This window comes from Vibrio sp. Vb0598, assembly GCF_033338935.1.
GTDB classification, from domain to species: Bacteria; Pseudomonadota; Gammaproteobacteria; order Enterobacterales; family Vibrionaceae; genus Vibrio; species Vibrio alginolyticus.
In genome coordinates this window covers 186,544-203,924 of the sequence record NZ_JAWOTP010000004.1, presented here as the reverse complement: position 1 = coordinate 203,924, position 17,381 = coordinate 186,544, and the positions used below count along the sequence as shown (strand labels likewise).

Here is a 17,381-nt window from a genome sequence, read left to right as displayed (position 1 = left end):
AACAAAAATAACTGTCGATTTAACAAAAATAACCATGAAGAAACCAGTGCTTGTGCTGATCACGAAATATCCATAACCAGCGGCCTTGCTTGGTGTGTGCAATGTAGTAATCACGCATGATCTCATCACCATCCCACCACCCAGAAACTATTCGCTCAGGTCCGTGGACCAAAGAAACTTGTTCTTGCAATACAATGGGAGTGGGTAATTGCATTGCGGGGCGTAGTATGGAAGGTATGGCGTGCCCCTTTTCATCCGGAGCATCAGCAGGGCGATACTGACTGGCCTTTTCTGGTCTAGGATCGCAAGCAATATTGGGTTTTAAAACGGCACTTTTCCCCAATTTAGCTTGCAGTAAAGAGAGCAGCTCTAAAGCATTCATGTTTCCTTTCTGCCCAGCAAAGAGATCGCGTGATGCACTAAGAGGCTCACCTTGACGGATGACTTTTAACGTTAGCCCTGTGACTGGGCCATTAAGCGAGAGTGACTCTAAGCTCAAACTCGCTAACTGTTGCCAACGCTGACATAGGTAATCACCTTGCGCAGAAGTGAGTTGAAGGTGTTGCTCTTGTTTCTCACGCTGGTGGAGTGTTAAACACAGTTCAAAAGCGACCTTATCTCTTAATTTAAGAAAGGTTTCGAGTTGACGAAGTAATTTGGCCAACGGCTTTTCAATCCACTGAACGTTTTCGATCTCAAACAACAGCTCTAAATAAACTTGGAAGGATTCGGTAGGGTGATAAAAGTCGACAGGGTGTTTAAACTGCCCAGTCAGTCGACCAACGTAGTTCACCAAATCGATATCAAAGCGTCGTGCGATGTCTTGCAATGGCAGTTCAAGCAGGTTTTGCAATGTGGTGACGCCTACACGTTGTAACTTCTCTACGGTAGCGTTTGATAAATCTGTCAGTTTTAACGGTAGTGGTGATAAAGCTTTTTGTATGGCAGATTTGTCTTCACTGATGACGTTCGCTCCTGATATTGCCATCAATTTGGCAGCAAAAGGAGAAAAACCACACCCGAATTGAAAACTCAGTTTCAGCTCCGATAAGTGAGCTCTGACTTTATTCCAATAGTTTTCAAGCCCTTCATACAGAGCGAGCATTGGAGTAGCACGCAGTAAAATACCTTGGTTTGGCATCAACACAACGTCAGATGTGATCAAATACAACCACTGAGCTACCTCTTGTAATTTATTTAATTCGGTTTGTGGATGATAAGGATGCACTTGTAAATCTCGACACAAGGACGCAGCACTGCCTAAGCCCATACCAGGCTTAATGCCTTGTTGTTCGGCAATCTCGTTGTATTGAATAATCTGGCAACGTTGGCTTTCGACAATCACCACGGGTTGTTCTTGGTTATCACCAAAGAGTGCGTCTAGCTGCAGGCGAGGGAAGTGCAAGTAAATCCACAGAGACATATCACTAACCTTGGTTCGCCAGTGGGAAATTGACCACAGTCGAGTGCACAGTTTCAGATGATGGTTTCACCAGTTGTGGGTAATGGTGTTGGAAGCCGATACTAACGCTACCTCTATTCCAGCCTCCTTTCCTTTTCAGCACTTCAACATGAATCCCTTGTTCGTCGCCTTTCAGTTTTAAACTGAGTGACACAGGCAAAGACAAGCGGTTGATAGTATCTGTTTTAAGCATAAAGAGAGGACAAGTCCCTTGTTCACTCGCTACCTGTAAGCGTTTCACTTGATGTATTTCAAGCTCTTCTTGCCATAACAAAACATTACTGCATACCCTACTTTTCAGACATTGCTCTGCAGCCCAAAGAGCGTCTTTGGGGTGAGTTGGAGTAACGACCCACACTTGGTTTATATCCAACCCGATGTAGTGTAAAAACAGAGAATTCACTAGCGCAGGTGGTTGAATAAATGCGGTCATACCATTGGTATGAGTGGATTTTAAATAGGGAGCGAGCAAACGCAATTCACCAATACTACCAATAGATTCCATCTCCACTACGCCATGAGGTGGAAAGCCTCCGCCGAGCAAATCATCTAATTCAGAAAAACCGGAACTAGTCTGCAACTGCTGAGGATCTGCTTTCGTTAAATTTGCTTGCCAAACAAGGTGTTGGCTTTTTAAGTTCTGAATAATATCTTGCATAATAAATACCTGTATATATGTACAGTATATTTCTGTGGGAGAAAGTCGCAAGATTTTTATGAAGAGAGAAATGAAAAAAGGCAGCGTTTGCTGCCTTTTCAATCGATTATGTGAGGTAACCTGAATGAGTTATTTACGCTTCGGTTGAGCGTCGATGCACTGACCGTTCACATCGGTAACCGCAGGATCCATTAAGTGCAAATATAGCGGCATGATATCCAGTGGCGTTTTGAGAGTATTCGCATCTTCACCCGGATATGCTTTTTCACGCATGCGAGTACGAGTGGCACCAGGGTTAATTGCGTTAACGCGGATCGGTGTATCACTCAGCTCGTCAGCTAAAACTTGCATCATGCCTTCTACGGCAAATTTAGAGATAGCGTATGGCCCCCAGAATGCGCGGCCAGAGTGGCCGACGGTTGAAGAGGTAAAGATAATACGCCCAGCTTCTGATTTACGCATCACAGGCAGTAATGCTTGAGTCATTAGCACTTCGGCTTTCACGTTGATCTGCATGATATCGTCGAAGTCTTCCTCTTTGATTTGATCAAATGGACACAGCGAACTCAAGACACCTGCGTTGTGTAATAGACCATCCAAGCGACCAAACTGTCCTTCGATTGTCTCTGCCATATCAATGTAATTCTGCTGAGTTGCTCCCTTGAGATCCAATGGAATGATAGCTGCTTGTGGATAGCCAGAAGCTTCAATCTCATCATAGATAGATTCAAGGTTTTGCACATTTCTACCCAAGAGAATAACAGTTGCACCGTGCTCGGCATAAGAAAGCGCGGCTTGACGGCCGATGCCATTACCAGCGCCAGTAACAAGAATGACTTTACCTTTTAGAGCATCAGCTGAAACGGAGTAGTTCACGGCGATAAATCCTTATTATTGTAAGAGGGTCCATGATAGTTAATTGACGCTAAAAAACGCCTGTTTCTCAATGGAAAATCTTGGTAATCGTGACAAGATGGTTACAATACACCAATTCATGTGTTATACCAATTCCAGAACTTTCGTTAGGTATGCTATCAATCAGAACAAGTGGTTACAAACCGCGCTGCCTTCTCGCTGATGTTTCTGCGTAACATACTAACGTCATCTGAAATGAGATAAAGGAGCTCTCGTTGGAATTTTTATTAGATTATGGTCTGTTTCTGGCCAAAATTATCACGGTGGTTGCTGCGATAATTGTTCTGCTCATTATTGCAAAATCGGCTGGTGGCAAATCGGGTGCGGCGAAAGGGGAGTTAGAGATTACCAACCTTTCAGAGCAACACAAACAATCTGTTGAGCAGTTAGAGCATCATTTGCATGACGATGCTTTCATCAAGGCTCGAGATAAAGCCGTCAAGAAAGAAGAAAAAGAGAAGAACAAATCTCGCGAGAAAGAAATCAAACAAGCGAGCAAAGACGGTTCATTAGATAGCAAGCGTGAACCACACCTATTTGTTCTTGATTTCAACGGTAGCATAGACGCAAAAGAAGTCGCGTCTCTACGTGAAGAAATCACCGCTATTTTGGCTGTCGCACGTGAAGGTGATGAAGTGTTACTTCGCTTAGAGTCTGGCGGTGGTATGGTTCATGGTTACGGCCTTGCCTCTTCTCAACTGGACCGAATCAAAGCTGCGGGTCTTCCTCTGACCATCTCTGTTGACAAAGTTGCGGCAAGTGGCGGTTACATGATGGCATGTGTAGCAGATAAAATTGTTTCTGCACCATTTGCAATTGTGGGTTCTATTGGCGTTATCGCACAAATTCCTAACTTCAACAAACTGTTGAAGAAACATGACATTGAGTACGAACAACTAACAGCGGGTGAATATAAACGCACGCTAACGATGTTCGGTGAGAATACCGATAAAGCGCGCGATAAGTTTAAGCAAGAACTTGAAGAAACACATGTCTTGTTTAAAGACTTCATTCGTGAGCGTCGCCCTAGTTTGGACCTAGACAAAGTAGCCACTGGTGAGCACTGGTTCGGTACACAAGCGAAAGAGCTTGGTTTGGTGGATGACATTAGTACATCTGATGATATCGTTGTTGCGGCATGCAAAGATAAAACTGTACTTTCTGTGCATTATGTACAAAAGAAAAAACTGGCCGACAAGCTAGCAGGTGTGGCGGGTAAAGTCGCTGATAGTGTGATTTTAAAGTTAGCTGAGCGTGGTCAAAAGCCGATTGTTTAATCGAGCTTAAGTTCATGACATTTAAAACGGCGAGGGCAGAAGCTCTCGCCGTTTTTGTTGAACTTTATGTTTATTGATGAATCCAATTACGCATTAGGTGTAATGCTTTACACGACATTTTTCCTCGCTCCAAAGACTGATTACCCGTATAATGTGCGCCTCGAAAACCGAGCAAATTGCTGAAAAGAAACTATTGGTGGAGAAGAACATGTCCTCTCAAACTCCGGTTGTAACCGTAGATGGACCTAGTGGTGCAGGTAAAGGCACTTTATGTATGTTGCTGGCGAAAAAGTTGGGTTTCCAACTCTTAGATTCTGGCGCAATTTATCGTGTACTTGCACTCGCTGCGATTCACCACGGTGTCGACACCGAGTCAGAAGATGCTCTTGTCCCACTAGCAACACACCTAGACGTTCAATTTATCGCGGAAGGTGACTTAGTTAAGGTCATTCTAGAAGGCGAAGACGTGTCAGGGGAGCTTCGTAAAGAAGAAACGGGTATGGCAGCATCTAAAGTTGCGGCTTTGCCACGTGTTCGTGAAGCATTACTACGTCGTCAGCGTGCATTTGAGACCGCTCCGGGTCTGGTTGCTGATGGTCGTGATATGGGCACAATTGTATTCCCGAGTGCGCAAGCAAAAATCTTCCTTGATGCGAGTGCTGAAGAGCGTGCAAATCGACGCCTTAAACAGTTGCAAGAGAAAGGGTTAGATGTTAGATTTGCTGACCTTTTAAGCGAGATCCAAGAGCGTGACGACCGAGATCGTAACCGCCCAGTGGCGCCATTACGCCCTGCTGAGGATGCGCTTGTGCTAGATTCTACGTCGATGACTATCGACGAAGTAGTAGAAAAGGCACTACAATATATCGAATCGAAGCTAGCTGAGTAATAATACTCGACTAGGCTAAGAGCGTTGGTCGCAAGGATGATGACTGGCGAATTTAATAACCCCATGCGGTAGGATACCCGTGGAAGTTTAATTTATTGAAGATTAATTAAATGACTGAATCTTTTGCTCAACTCTTTGAAGAGTTTCTAAACGAAACAGAATTCCAACAAGGCAGCATCGTTAAAGGTACTGTAGTAGCTATCGAGAACGGTTTCGTTCTTGTTGACGCTGGTCTTAAGTCTGAATCTGCTATCCCTGCTGAACAGTTCAAGAACGCTGCTGGCGAACTTGAAGTTGAAGTTGGCGCTGAAGTAGACGTAGCTCTAGACGCTGTTGAAGATGGTTTCGGTGAAACTCAACTTTCTCGTGAGAAAGCTAAGCGTCACGAAGCTTGGATCGTACTTGAGAAAGCTTACGAAGAAGCTGAAACTGTTGTTGGTATCATCAACGGTAAAGTTAAAGGCGGTTTCACTGTTGAACTAAACGGTATCCGTGCTTTCCTTCCTGGCTCTCTAGTAGACGTACGTCCAATCCGCGACACTGCTCACCTAGAAAACAAAGAGCTAGAGTTCAAAGTTATCAAACTTGACCAAAAACGTAACAACGTAGTTGTTTCACGTCGTGCAGTTATCGAATCAGAGAACAGCGTTGAGCGTGACGAGCTTCTAGAAACTCTACAAGAAGGTTCTGAAGTTAAAGGTATCGTTAAGAACCTTACTGACTACGGTGCGTTCGTTGACCTAGGTGGCGTTGACGGTCTTCTACATATCACTGATATGGCTTGGAAGCGCGTTAAGCACCCATCTGAAATCGTTAACGTTGGTGACGAGATCCAAGTTAAAGTTCTTAAGTTCGACCGTGAGCGTACTCGCGTATCACTAGGTCTTAAGCAACTAGGCGAAGATCCATGGGTAGCAATCGCTAAGCGTTACCCAGAAGGTCACAAACTAACTGGTCGCGTAACTAACCTAACTGACTACGGCTGCTTCGTTGAAATCGAAGAAGGCGTTGAAGGTCTAGTTCACGTTTCAGAAATGGATTGGACTAACAAGAACATCCACCCTTCTAAAGTTGTTAATGTTGGCGACGAAGTTGAGGTTATGGTTCTTGAAATCGACGAAGAACGTCGTCGTATCTCTCTAGGTCTGAAACAGTGTAAAGCTAACCCATGGCAGTCATTCGCTGAAGCACAAGCTAAAGGCGACAAAGTTACTGGTAAGATCAAGTCTATCACTGACTTCGGTATCTTCATCGGTCTAGAAGGCGGCATCGACGGTCTAGTTCACCTATCTGACATTTCTTGGAATGTTGCTGGCGAAGAAGCTGTACGTGAGTACAAGAAAGGCGACGAGATCTCTGCAGTTGTTCTAGCAGTAGACGCTGAGCGTGAGCGCATCTCTCTAGGCATCAAGCAAATGGAAAATGACCCATTCAATGCTTACGTTGCTGACAACAAGAAAGGTGTTCTAGTTAACGCTACTGTAACTGCTGTTGACGCTAAAGGCGCTACTGTTGAAATCGCAGAAGGCGTTGAAGGTTACATCCGTGCTTCTGAAGTATCACGCGATCGCGTAGAAGATGCTTCTCTAATCCTAAGCGCTGGTGATGTTGTTGAAGCGAAGTTCACAGGTGTAGACCGTAAGAACCGCGTAATCAACCTATCTATCAAAGCTAAAGACGAAGCTGACGAGCAAGAAGCAATGGCATCTATCAACAAGCAAGATGACAATGCATTCGGTAACGCAATGGCTGACGCTTTCAAAGCTGCTAAAGGCGAATAATATACTCGCTTAAGCAAAAAAGGAGCCGCAAGGCTCCTTTTTTATATTTGGTCATATTTAAGTAGTAATACTAATGACAGTAAACTATCTTAATAAAAGGCATTTCTTCATTGCGCATTTTGCATAAAATTTGTCTAGAATTGTCAGCAAGTGTTTGTTGGAATTAGTATTACTTACTATAATAAGTGATAAAGATACTCAAAGAGGGCAACTATGACTAAGTCTGAACTGATTGAAAGACTCTGCGCTGAGCAAACACACTTATCAGCGAAAGAGGTAGAGGATGCTGTAAAAGATATTTTAGAGCACATGGCCTCTACACTAGAGAGCGGTGACCGTATCGAGATCCGTGGCTTTGGTAGTTTTTCTCTTCATTACCGCGAGCCTCGCGTAGGTCGTAACCCTAAAACGGGCGATAAAGTGGAATTGGAAGGTAAATACGTTCCACATTTCAAACCTGGTAAAGAACTTCGTGAGCGTGTAAATATTGGTTAATGCACTATTATTAGTTTGAAAAAAGCGGCATACGTTTGTGTATGCCGCTTTTTTGTAATGTATCCAAGTTAGTCATACATCCAAGATCGTTTACTAATCTAATTGTGGATTCAGCTGTTTTCTATACCCAAATAACTTTAACTTCTAAGCATGTCTACAAACTAAGCATCTTGAGGTTACTTGGGTATAGATTATTGCTAATATACGTAGTCTGAAGAAGCATTTTCCTGCATAATCTTACCGACTTACTCCTAGAAGGGTGATGTAACATGAAAATTATAAAAATCGTTGCTGTTTTAGCTCTCTTTTTAATTGCATTGGCGTTAGGTTCCCAAAACCAAGAGCTCGTGACTTTTAACTATCTTCTAGCAAAAGGAGAGTTCCACTTATCTACGCTATTAGGTGTAGTATTTGTGGTTGGCTTTGCTTTAGCGTGGGTTATCTTTGGTAGCATCCAACTGAAAACTCAGCTACAGGTCCGTCGTTTAAAGAAAAAACTGAAAAAGTACGAACCAACTGAATCAAACAACGCTGCTGATAAGCCAGCCATTGAAAAACAGGCATAAGGATAAGGCTTAACTTTAATGCTTGAACTACTCTTCTTGTTGTTGCCTATAGCTGCTGCGTATGGCTGGTATATGGGGCATCGCAGCGCTCAGCAAGACAAGCAGAAGCAATCTCATCAAATCTCTCGTCAGTATATGACGGGTCTTAATCTGCTGCTCTCTGACCAATCAGATAAGGCTGTCGATCACTTTATTGAATTGCTCCAAGTTGATAACGAGACCATCGATACTCACCTTGCGTTGGGTAACCTGTTCCGGTCTCGTGGTGAAGTCGACCGCGCAATCAGAATTCACCAAAATCTTATTTCTCGTTCAGGCTTAACACTGGACCAAAAGAACCTCGCCCTTCAACAGTTAGCGAAAGACTACATGGTCTCAGGTTTTCTTGATCGTGCAGAGAAAATCTTCGAACAGTTAGTCGAAGAGCCAGATTACAAAGAGGCGGCTCTTCAACAATTAGTGACCATTTATCAGCAAACACGAGAATGGGAAAAGGCGATTTATTACGCGAACCAATTGGCTAAGTTAGGTAATAAACGCTCAAGGATGCGTGCAAATATTGCCCATTTTTGGTGTGAAATAGCCATGCTCGACCAAGCTGATGGGAATACTAATAAGGCAATACAGCATTTTAAAAAAGCGTTAGCGGAAGACCCGAAGTGTGTTCGAGCAAGTATTGCTTTGGGACGAATTTACCTAGAGTCTGAAGACTATAAGCACACCATCAAATATCTGACGGGGGTACTTGAGCAAGATAAAGACTTTATCAGTGATGTCTTGCCAACTATTGCAGAATGCTATCATCATCTGGGTCAGGAAGATGAACTTGTCGAGTTTCTGAGAGCTTGTATTGATAAGAAAGCAGGCGTATCAGCCGAGTTGATGTTGGCTCAATTAGTTGCTCATCACGAGAACGTTGGGGCTGCTCAAGAGTTACTGACGAAACAATTGCTGAAAAACCCAACCATGAAGGGCTTCTACCGTTTAATTGACTACCACATTGCAGAAGCAGAAGATGGTCGAGCGAAAGACAGCCTATCAACACTACAAGCGATGGTGGGTGAACAGTTAAAAGTGAAACCGCATTACCGATGCCGGAAGTGTGGATTTTCTACCCATTCCCTTTATTGGCATTGTCCGTCCTGTAAAGGATGGGGGACGATCAAGCCAATCCGCGGATTGGATGGTGAATAATTCTTAATGCAGCTGGCAGAGTTTCTGTCCGCTGCATTTTTTTAACTTTTTATTGAATAAGAACCAAAACAGTTAGGAGATGAAATGATCGACCAAAAAGTTATTGTCGCACTGGATTATGATAACCAAGCAGATGCACTTGCGTTTGTAGATAGAATTGATCCTGCGTCATGCCGACTAAAAGTTGGCAAGGAGATGTTTACGCTATTTGGTCCTGATTTTGTACGTGAACTCCATAAACGTGGTTTCTCTGTATTCCTAGATTTAAAATTTCACGATATTCCAAACACCTGCTCGAAAGCAGTTCGCGCTGCGGCTGAAATGGGTGTATGGATGGTGAACGTACACGCGAGCGGTGGTGAGCGTATGATGACGGCATCACGTGAAATTCTTGAACCATATGGTAAAGATCGTCCACTTCTTATCGGTGTAACGGTACTAACCAGTATGGAACAAAGTGATTTAGCTGGTATTGGTTTGAATGTTGCGCCTCAGGAGCAAGTTATTCGTCTAGCAACCTTGACCAAAAACGCAGGTTTAGATGGCGTGGTATGTTCAGCGCAAGAGTCCTCACTACTGAAGAGCGAACTAGGCCAAGAATTTAAATTAGTGACCCCTGGTATTCGACCTGCTGGTTCAGAACAAGGTGACCAACGCCGTATCATGACGCCAGTAGACGCTATCCAATCAGGTTCAGATTATCTTGTGATTGGTCGCCCTATCACTCAAGCGTCAAATCCTGCAGAAGTGCTGAAGTCGATCAATGAGAGCTTATCTAACATGTAAGCACTGTCTCGATTGTATGGAGAAAAGTGAGGCTAAGATGCCTCACTTTTTATATCGAATGAAAATACTAATCGCGGTAAACAACCATTCCTTTTAACCAGCTATGTCTGATCATTTACTTGCTTTAACTGGTATATCGGGGCCAATTGAGATAAAGGTTCTGCGGTTTATTCTGAGTAAAGTAGGGCTTGGTACTATGCCGATCACACTTTTGTAACATAACTCACTGTGATGCCTCGAAAATGCAATCATGTGTTATTGATGGCTTGCGTTACAAATGTCTAAAGAATACTATGGCGAAGATGCATTCACTGCGTTGTAAGGTCTAGGATGACCTAGTGAAACTCTTTGAAATTAATATAGAAGCTGGCAGGACGTCACTTCATATTACGTTCCTATTATTTCCTATCTGCGTATTTTAAATCGCAGCTTTCTGTGAGCTTTCACACGCTGTCTTCCTTGTTACGACCTTAGTGCGCAAACACAACAAGGAAGAAACATGACTAAAAAACTGCCATTTTCAGTACTAGCAACACTGACCGCTGCCAGTTTTCAACTGAGTGCGGCAGAATTGCCAGCTGATATCGAATGGATTTCAAACAACAACGAACCTCTATTTGCCTCTGAAGAAGCGGTACGAGGTGGCACCTATCGCACTTACATTCAGAGCTTTCCGCAAACATTACGAAGTGTTGGTCCAGATGCGAACTCAGGTTTGCGCCAATACTTAATGGATGGTTCACCAAAACTGGCTCAGCGTCATCCAAATACTGGCAAATGGATCCCTCAACTTGCTAAGTCATGGGCATTTGGAGAGGACAACAAAACCGTATTCTTTAAACTCGACGAAACGGCCGAGTGGTCAGATGGTGAAAAAATTACAGCAGATGATTACGTCTTTATGATGAAGTACTACACGTCAAAAGACATTATCGACCCGTGGTATAACGACTTCTTCACAAACAGTATTGTGAGTGTTGAAAAAATTGATGACTACACGATCAAAGTCAATCTTGCTGTAGCTCAAAGTCATGACTCACTTATGGTTATGATTAACATGCCAAGTAATGGTTTTCAGCCTCGTCCTGAACACTTCTTTGAAGGAGAAAAGGACGCAAATAACGATGGCATGCCTGATAACTTCGTCAGAAAGTTTAACTTTAAATCTGAGCCAACCGCAGCGCCTTACTACATTGATCAAGTGAAGAAAGGTAAGAGCGTGACATTCAAACATGTCGGTGAAGATTGGTGGGGATACAACAACCGCTACTATAAAAACCGTTATAACGTTGAAAAGGTTCGCATTAAGGTGATTCGCGATCCTGATATTGCTATGAAGCACTTTGAGAAAGGCAACTTAGACTACTTTGAGATGGTGCTACCAAGCTTTTGGCATGACAAAACCAATAGTGATGTGTACAAAAAAGGCTATATCCAAAAGTACTGGGGCTTTAACGAAGCACCGCAAGGAGCTGGTGGTCTTTGGATGAACACAGCGATGCCGATGTTGTATAACCTAGAAGTGCGTAAAGGTGTTATGGCAGCCACTGACTATGACGGCATGATTGAAAACATCATGCGTGGAGATTATTCACGTAAACCGCATGGACTCGGCTTTGGTCATGGCGAATACGATGATCCTAACAATACACCGCCAAAGTTTGATGCTGATGCGGCGGTTAAACACTTCGAAAAAGCGGGCTTTGACAAAGTGGGCGCAGATGGTATTCGTGTTAACGACAAGGGCCAACGCTTGAGCTTTGCCATCACCTACGGATACAACTCTTGGACACCGCGTATTGCATACCTGAAAGAGCAAGCGAAACTTGCTGGTCTTGAGTTCACGTTAAACTTGGTGGATGGCTCATCTGCGTTTAAATACATTCTTGAGAAAAAGCATCAGCTAGCGTTTTTGAATATGGGCTCTGGTGAGATCCCTGCGTATTGGGAATACCTACACTCGGATAATGCAAATCGACCACAAACGAATGCTCACACCAACTACAGCAGCCCTGAGCTAGACAAGTTAATTGAAGCGTATGACTCTGAATTTGATCAGGAGAAACGTTACGACTTGTCGCATCAAATCCAAAACTATGTCAGCAAAGCGAATATCATCGTTCCTGGCTACATGGTGCCTTATTCTCGAGTTGCTCATTGGCGCTGGGTTAAAATTCCTAAAAATGGCATGACAAAAGCGACAGAATGGGTGCTTCATCCAATGGATATCGGTAATTTCTGGATTGATAACCAAGTAAAAGAAGAGACAGAGGAAGCGATGGACGAGGGTAAAACCTTCCCAGAATTAACGGTAATTGATGATCGTTACAAATTGTAAGTCATTAGTTTAGATAGAAAATGATAGCCCCGGTAATGAATTTTATCGGGGCTTTCTTTTTTTACTTAATAAGGTAAGACACTTCTAAAAGGTAGGTTTTTGCATCACCAAGCAAAGAGAAAGCTTTATCGATGGTTTTAAATCGATCATCAAGCGAGTCGCTTGATATCAGCTGGCTGAATGTTTGCAACGAGAAAGCTTCGTTTGCTTTGAAGAACTGATGTACGTTTTCAAGCTGAACTTTATGAATATGCTCCACCTTATTTAGGGCGGTGGTTAAATCGGAAATGTTAATCGACATTGCTACTCGGGAACCTTATCAATAAGACCTATATGAGGTCATAGAGTGGGGTTTTATATTTTGCGACAGAGAGTAACACCGAAGAGCAATTTATAGTCTGATGAAGATCAATTTGCCTTATTTAAGCATCTGTAACGCGGCACTAGACGTGTACCTAGAGCTAGTACACGTTACAACGCTTGAATATAGGCTAGGGTTTCACCTGATCAAAAGTAAAAGCCAAGTCCGACTAAAAGCCCTTGAGAAGCTGTATCATATTCAAATACTCCCTCATTTTTGTAATCAACCCAGGTCGACTTGTAAGCTAAGTTGAGATCAGACCATTCGTTAAAACGATAACGAACACCAGTTTGAATGGCATAAGTGAAGTGAGTATCGTTGCCAAGTCCGGCGTCGATGCTGGCATGAAATCGCCAGTTTTCGCTCAATTCATCAATGAGTCGCAAGCCAACTAAAAAATCGACCCAATCTTCTTGTAATGACAGTCTATCTTCTAGTACCCGGTTGTCATTACGATACAGCTTGCCGGTGATGTCATTGTCCCACCAACGTAATCCAAACATATAATCCAGTTTACCAAATGAATATTGTTCGCGTTGGAATGCCTTTGCTTCTAGAACACCTTGCCGTATTTCGATGTCCGCACGATAACGAGCGTTAGGCAGAGCGCCCTTGATATTATTAACATCACCACTTAAGTTCATGAAACTATAATCTATGTAGTAGCCCCACTTACTTTGGTAAATACTCTCGAATCGCAACATCGCCCCAATATCGAGGTGGTCTACGATGAACTTAGGATCGACATCCACCTCTGATGAAAAGCGACCAATACTGGTATCCCCGTGGATATTCAGTCCTAGCATGTACACTTCTATGCTATTTCGCCAACGAGATTCTTGTGTCTCGGCTGAGAGCGCTACTGATGTAGGTAATACAAGAATGAGTGAGGAGAGTGATAGCAGGTTACATGGTTTCATCCAATTTCCTTTTCGGCTTTTCGTCAGCTTTCAGCTTAGTAGAAGTCGCTACACTCTGCATAAAAAAGGGAAGCAACTTGCTTCCCTGTAATTAACATTGACTTAGAGTTGTTTGGCAATGTCTGAGGTTAGGCTTTCTAAGCCTATGGATAAAGCGTTGACGAGCGCTTCATAGCCTTCATCTTGAAGCGGCTTTGAGATTTGTATTGGCGCACTGTTTTCGACCTTACCTTCGGCATTAATGAGTAACCATTCTCCCTCAATTTCGATATTACCTTTGTAGCTGCCATTAAATTTATTTAACGTAAGCTGTAGTTTGGCTTCACTGCTTTGATCCAACAGATTATTCATTTCAGCCGGCCAGTAATGACTTTGCTTGTGACGCAGCTCCGCGACGACTCTCTGAGTGATTTGCTCAGAAATACTGTGCGCCCATTGATTGTGTTTCGCCTGAATAACTTGGGTCTCAGAGGTTCGATAAACAATGCCACTATCATTCAAATAACTCGCCAATGTCACTGGACGAACAACTAAAGTTGGGCGCTGAGCGATATCAGAAGAGCTCAGCGTCACTGGTTCCACCTTAGGTAGAAGGTACATAGCTCCTTTAGTTTGCGGAGCGCTACTGCAACCCGTTAGACCGACAAATAGCGCGATAGACAGAAAGAATACTCGTTTCATTAGTTTTGGCCTTTAACTGGTATTGGGTCACTGATTTCATCTTCTCCAAACACAAGAGAGTTTGGCTTTTCGTTTAGCTGTTTAAGTACGGGTTTAAACTCTGTCATCACGCTTTCTAATTCTTTTAGCGTGGCTTCCATTTCGCTGTACATGGTTGAGTTGGGCCCATAACCATCGAGTGTTTTTTGTAATTGCTGTAAGCTTTGGCGAATATCTGTTGGAATCTCTTGCGTTTCTTTTTGATTCAAAAGTTTATCAATACTGTCCGCCACGCGTTCTGCTGAAGCTAACGTTTTTTCAGACGTTTTTAACGTTGAATTGAGAGAGTCTAGTGTTTCTTCCATTGGTAAGTTATTAATCTTATTTAGGAAGTCGTTCACTTGGCGCTGAACCTGCGCAAAACCACCACGCATGGTTGGGAAAACATCTAAATCAGCAAACTTACTCGGTACGTAAGGCTCGTCATTTGGATAGAAGTCGGCGTCAACATATAGTGCGCCTGTTAATAAGTTACCTGTTTTTAAAGTACCACGTAGGCCTTTAGCAAACTCATTCTTCAATTTATCTTTTAACATTGGTAAAGATTGGGATTGGAAATCGCCATAAACACGGCCGAGCTCGATACGTACCAATACAGGAATTTTTTTCGCAGAAAAGTTCTCTTCTGGGGTTGGAAGTCGCATTGGTACACGCATCACAGTACCAATTCTCAAGCCTCGATATTCGACAGGTGCCTTACGTTTAAGTCCTCGTACCGATTCATCAAAAAGCATAACGAATTCAATATAATCATCGTACATACCTTCTCGAAGTTGTTTAATATCATCGTACAAGCGGAAGTTGACCATATTTTCAGTGAGCTGTTCACCGGATTCAAGACCTGGAACGGTATCGAAGGTAACACCACCCGTTAGCATGCTCTCTAATGAGCCAAACTTGACTTCGAACCCTTCAGCATTGAGCTGTAAATCTACGCCAGAATTCAGCCAGAACTTGGTACGAGTGCGCACTAAGCTGTCATAAGGCTTGAAAATAAAGAGTTGGTATAACGCTTTGCGAGTGTCAACATCAAAGCTGGTTTTCTCTACGCGACCAACCGTAAAGCCTTTATAAATGACGGGGTCACCAACGCCTAGCTTACCAGCCTCGCGGTGTGTTAACACAAGGCGTAACCCCTCTGCATCAGGAGAGGCGACTGGGGGAACATCTAAGACCGTAAAGCGCTCTTTCTCTATTTTAGATTTACCCGGCTGAAGTTGGATATAAGCGCCAGAGAGCAAGGTTTCTAAACCTGAAACGCCATCACGGCCAATACGAGGCTTCACCACCCAAAACATGGTGTCATCTCGCAACATGCGTTCTGCATCCTTGTTCATTTGTGCCTTAGCGATGATGTGATCGTAATTTTCACTGAGAGTGACTTCAGTAATCAGTCCGACTTTTACATTCAATGCTCGGATTTCGGTTTTGCCAACCTCAATCCCATCTGCGGTTGGCAGTTGGAGAGTAATTTGTGGGCCTGTACTGTTGATATATTGGAACAGCATCCACGCTCCCATGGCTAGCGCAAGGATCGGGACAATCCATATCGCAGAAATCTGCTTTTGCGGTTTTATTTGAGCGGTTACGTTGTTCTCATCACTCATATTTGGCTTTCTCGTTTAAGTTGTCAGAAATCGGCTCCTGCACTTCGTTTTGTGGCAATTGCCACAACAAACGTGAGTCAAATATCATTGCAGAAAGCATAGTAAAAATGACCACTGCCGCGAAAGAGAGCGCAGCAGGACCTGGATAAATCGCCATTAAGTTTTGCAGTTGAACCAGTGCAACTAAGATCGCGACGACGAAGATATCGATCATGGACCAACGGCCAATAAACTCAGTTATACGGTAGATCTTTAAGCGTGAAATACTCTCTTCGTGCGGAAGATATCGCGCTTTTTGCGCATTGTAATACAGCCACGCGAGTGCCAGCATTTTCGCCATTGGAATAAATACGCTAGCAAAGAAAATTACCATCGCAATAGGGTAAGAACCTAAATGCCAAAGCAATATTACCCCCTCCATGATAGTTGAACCTTCTGCATGTCCAAGACTTACGGTGTACATCATAGGGTAGAGGTTTGCAGGGATATAGAAAATGACTGAAGCAAACAAAAGCGCCCAAGCTTTTTGTAAGTTGTCTGCGGGGTTGTATTTGTGAATAGGGCTTTTACAACGAATGCAGTGTTGGTGTTTTTTAGCTTCAATAGGGTTGAGCTGGTGACACGTATGACAACCAATATGGTTGTGGTTATGGTGCGTATCACCCTCTTTTACATCAGATAGCTCGATAGCTGGAATAAAGTGCCCCCAGAGCCAGCTTTTGTCGACCATTGATATGCATTTGACTACCAGAACGGTATATACACAAAACGCCCAGAATGAAGTGCCCATTCCTATGTCTGCGAGGGAAGCGATTTTAATTAAGCTGACCAACACGCCAATCAAAAAGACATCCACCATTAACCAGGGTTCGACTCGAAACAGAAGACGGCATAAAACTTTTGCCATTCGTTGCTGCTTTCTAGAGGGGGTATGTTTACGTGCTTTTAATGCTTCAAGGTGAAGAAAGAGAATGAGACCAACATAGATTGCAGGCAAAACGATAACTGTTGCGAGTAGCAGCACACCCAAAAGCACATTTTGAAACTCAGCCAGCATTTTGGCAGCGTGCAACAAGGTGATTTCTTGCGACAACCCTTGCACGCTGAACGACATAAAAGGGAAAGAAATGCTTAGCACTAACATGATCAAACATGCCGATGATATGGCGATCACGCTTTGGTAAGGCTTGGCATTCACTTTAGTCAGCGAATGCGAACATCGAGGACATTGTGCTTTTTGCCCCTGTTCGATATCGGGAATGCGAACAACAAGGCCGCACTCTTCGCATGAAATTAACTGACGGGAATTAGGTTGAATACTCATCGGGTAGGTTTTAGATTCATTTGCTTTAAGAATACTCTTTTTTCACTGGGCACGCTTGTTTTGATTCAGGAGTTTACGAGTTTCTTAC

Annotated in this window: 16 protein-coding genes; 8 read left to right on the top strand and 8 right to left on the bottom strand. The window is 43.4% G+C overall.

Translation table 11 applies throughout. The features are described from left to right. Positions 1-19: 19 nt before the first annotated feature. The 3 genes from R7Q38_RS06535 to R7Q38_RS06525 all read right to left on the bottom strand — a co-directional run bounded on the left by R7Q38_RS06535 (position 20) and on the right by R7Q38_RS06525 (position 2,996). The gene (locus R7Q38_RS06535) at positions 20-1,423 is read right to left on the bottom strand and encodes a Y-family DNA polymerase (RefSeq protein ID WP_239939167.1); all 1,404 of its coding nucleotides are present in this window, start codon (positions 1,421-1,423) and stop codon (positions 20-22) included. A 4-nt stretch (positions 1,424-1,427) separates the two neighbouring features. Continuing rightward, positions 1,428-2,120: a translesion DNA synthesis-associated protein ImuA gene (gene imuA, locus R7Q38_RS06530; protein WP_318114167.1), complete on the bottom strand. Its 693-nt coding sequence runs from the start codon at positions 2,118-2,120 to the stop codon at positions 1,428-1,430. Between the two features lie 129 nt (positions 2,121-2,249). Then, positions 2,250-2,996, bottom strand: coding sequence for a YciK family oxidoreductase (locus R7Q38_RS06525; RefSeq protein WP_213905694.1), 747 nt, complete (start codon positions 2,994-2,996; stop codon positions 2,250-2,252). Positions 2,997-3,250: 254 nt separating this feature from the next. On the opposite strand from R7Q38_RS06525, the gene sohB reads away from it, so the two are divergent. The 8 genes from sohB (at position 3,251) to R7Q38_RS06485 (ending at position 12,361) form a co-directional block, all read left to right on the top strand. After that, positions 3,251-4,312 (top strand): protease SohB, encoded by a 1,062-nt coding sequence (sohB, locus tag R7Q38_RS06520; protein ID WP_005385819.1) that lies wholly within the window; start codon positions 3,251-3,253, stop codon positions 4,310-4,312. 208 nt (positions 4,313-4,520) lie between these two features. Next, entirely contained in the window at positions 4,521-5,201 is a 681-nt protein-coding gene (gene cmk / locus R7Q38_RS06515; protein ID WP_021033981.1) for a (d)CMP kinase, read from the top strand. A 110-nt stretch (positions 5,202-5,311) separates the two neighbouring features. Beyond that, positions 5,312-6,982, top strand: a complete 1,671-nt coding sequence (rpsA, locus tag R7Q38_RS06510) for a 30S ribosomal protein S1 (protein WP_005385817.1) — start codon at positions 5,312-5,314, stop codon at positions 6,980-6,982. Between the two features lie 213 nt (positions 6,983-7,195). After that, positions 7,196-7,477 (top strand): integration host factor subunit beta, encoded by a 282-nt coding sequence (gene ihfB / locus R7Q38_RS06505; RefSeq protein ID WP_005385816.1) that lies wholly within the window; start codon positions 7,196-7,198, stop codon positions 7,475-7,477. Positions 7,478-7,746: 269 nt separating this feature from the next. Further along, positions 7,747-8,043 carry a LapA family protein gene (locus R7Q38_RS06500; protein ID WP_005376663.1) on the top strand — a complete coding sequence of 99 codons (297 nt, stop codon included), beginning with the start codon at positions 7,747-7,749 and terminating at the stop codon, positions 8,041-8,043. Between the two features lie 18 nt (positions 8,044-8,061). Beyond that, positions 8,062-9,237, top strand: coding sequence for a lipopolysaccharide assembly protein LapB (lapB, locus tag R7Q38_RS06495; RefSeq protein ID WP_005376665.1), 1,176 nt, complete (start codon positions 8,062-8,064; stop codon positions 9,235-9,237). A gap of 84 nt (positions 9,238-9,321) precedes the next feature. Continuing rightward, entirely contained in the window at positions 9,322-10,023 is a 702-nt protein-coding gene (pyrF, locus tag R7Q38_RS06490) for an orotidine-5'-phosphate decarboxylase (protein ID WP_005376667.1), read from the top strand. Positions 10,024-10,522: 499 nt separating this feature from the next. Continuing rightward, positions 10,523-12,361: an extracellular solute-binding protein gene (locus R7Q38_RS06485; protein ID WP_239939006.1), complete on the top strand. Its 1,839-nt coding sequence runs from the start codon at positions 10,523-10,525 to the stop codon at positions 12,359-12,361. Positions 12,362-12,422: 61 nt separating this feature from the next. On the opposite strand, the gene R7Q38_RS06480 is transcribed toward R7Q38_RS06485, so the two are convergent. The 5 genes from R7Q38_RS06480 to R7Q38_RS06460 form a co-directional block, all read right to left on the bottom strand. Then, the gene (locus R7Q38_RS06480) at positions 12,423-12,662 is read right to left on the bottom strand and encodes a hypothetical protein (protein ID WP_005385812.1); all 240 of its coding nucleotides are present in this window, start codon (positions 12,660-12,662) and stop codon (positions 12,423-12,425) included. A gap of 206 nt (positions 12,663-12,868) precedes the next feature. Beyond that, entirely contained in the window at positions 12,869-13,642 is a 774-nt protein-coding gene (locus R7Q38_RS06475) for a hypothetical protein (RefSeq protein ID WP_005385811.1), read from the bottom strand. Between the two features lie 102 nt (positions 13,643-13,744). Then, positions 13,745-14,323, bottom strand: coding sequence for a membrane integrity-associated transporter subunit PqiC (locus R7Q38_RS06470; protein WP_005385809.1), 579 nt, complete (start codon positions 14,321-14,323; stop codon positions 13,745-13,747). Further along, positions 14,323-15,969: an intermembrane transport protein PqiB gene (pqiB, locus tag R7Q38_RS06465; RefSeq protein ID WP_005385808.1), complete on the bottom strand. Its 1,647-nt coding sequence runs from the start codon at positions 15,967-15,969 to the stop codon at positions 14,323-14,325. Before pqiB ends, R7Q38_RS06470 begins: the two co-directional genes overlap by 1 nt. Then, positions 15,962-17,293, bottom strand: coding sequence for a paraquat-inducible protein A (locus R7Q38_RS06460; RefSeq protein ID WP_005385807.1), 1,332 nt, complete (start codon positions 17,291-17,293; stop codon positions 15,962-15,964). The genes pqiB and R7Q38_RS06460 overlap by 8 nt, the downstream gene beginning before the upstream one ends. Positions 17,294-17,381: the final 88 nt, after the last annotated feature.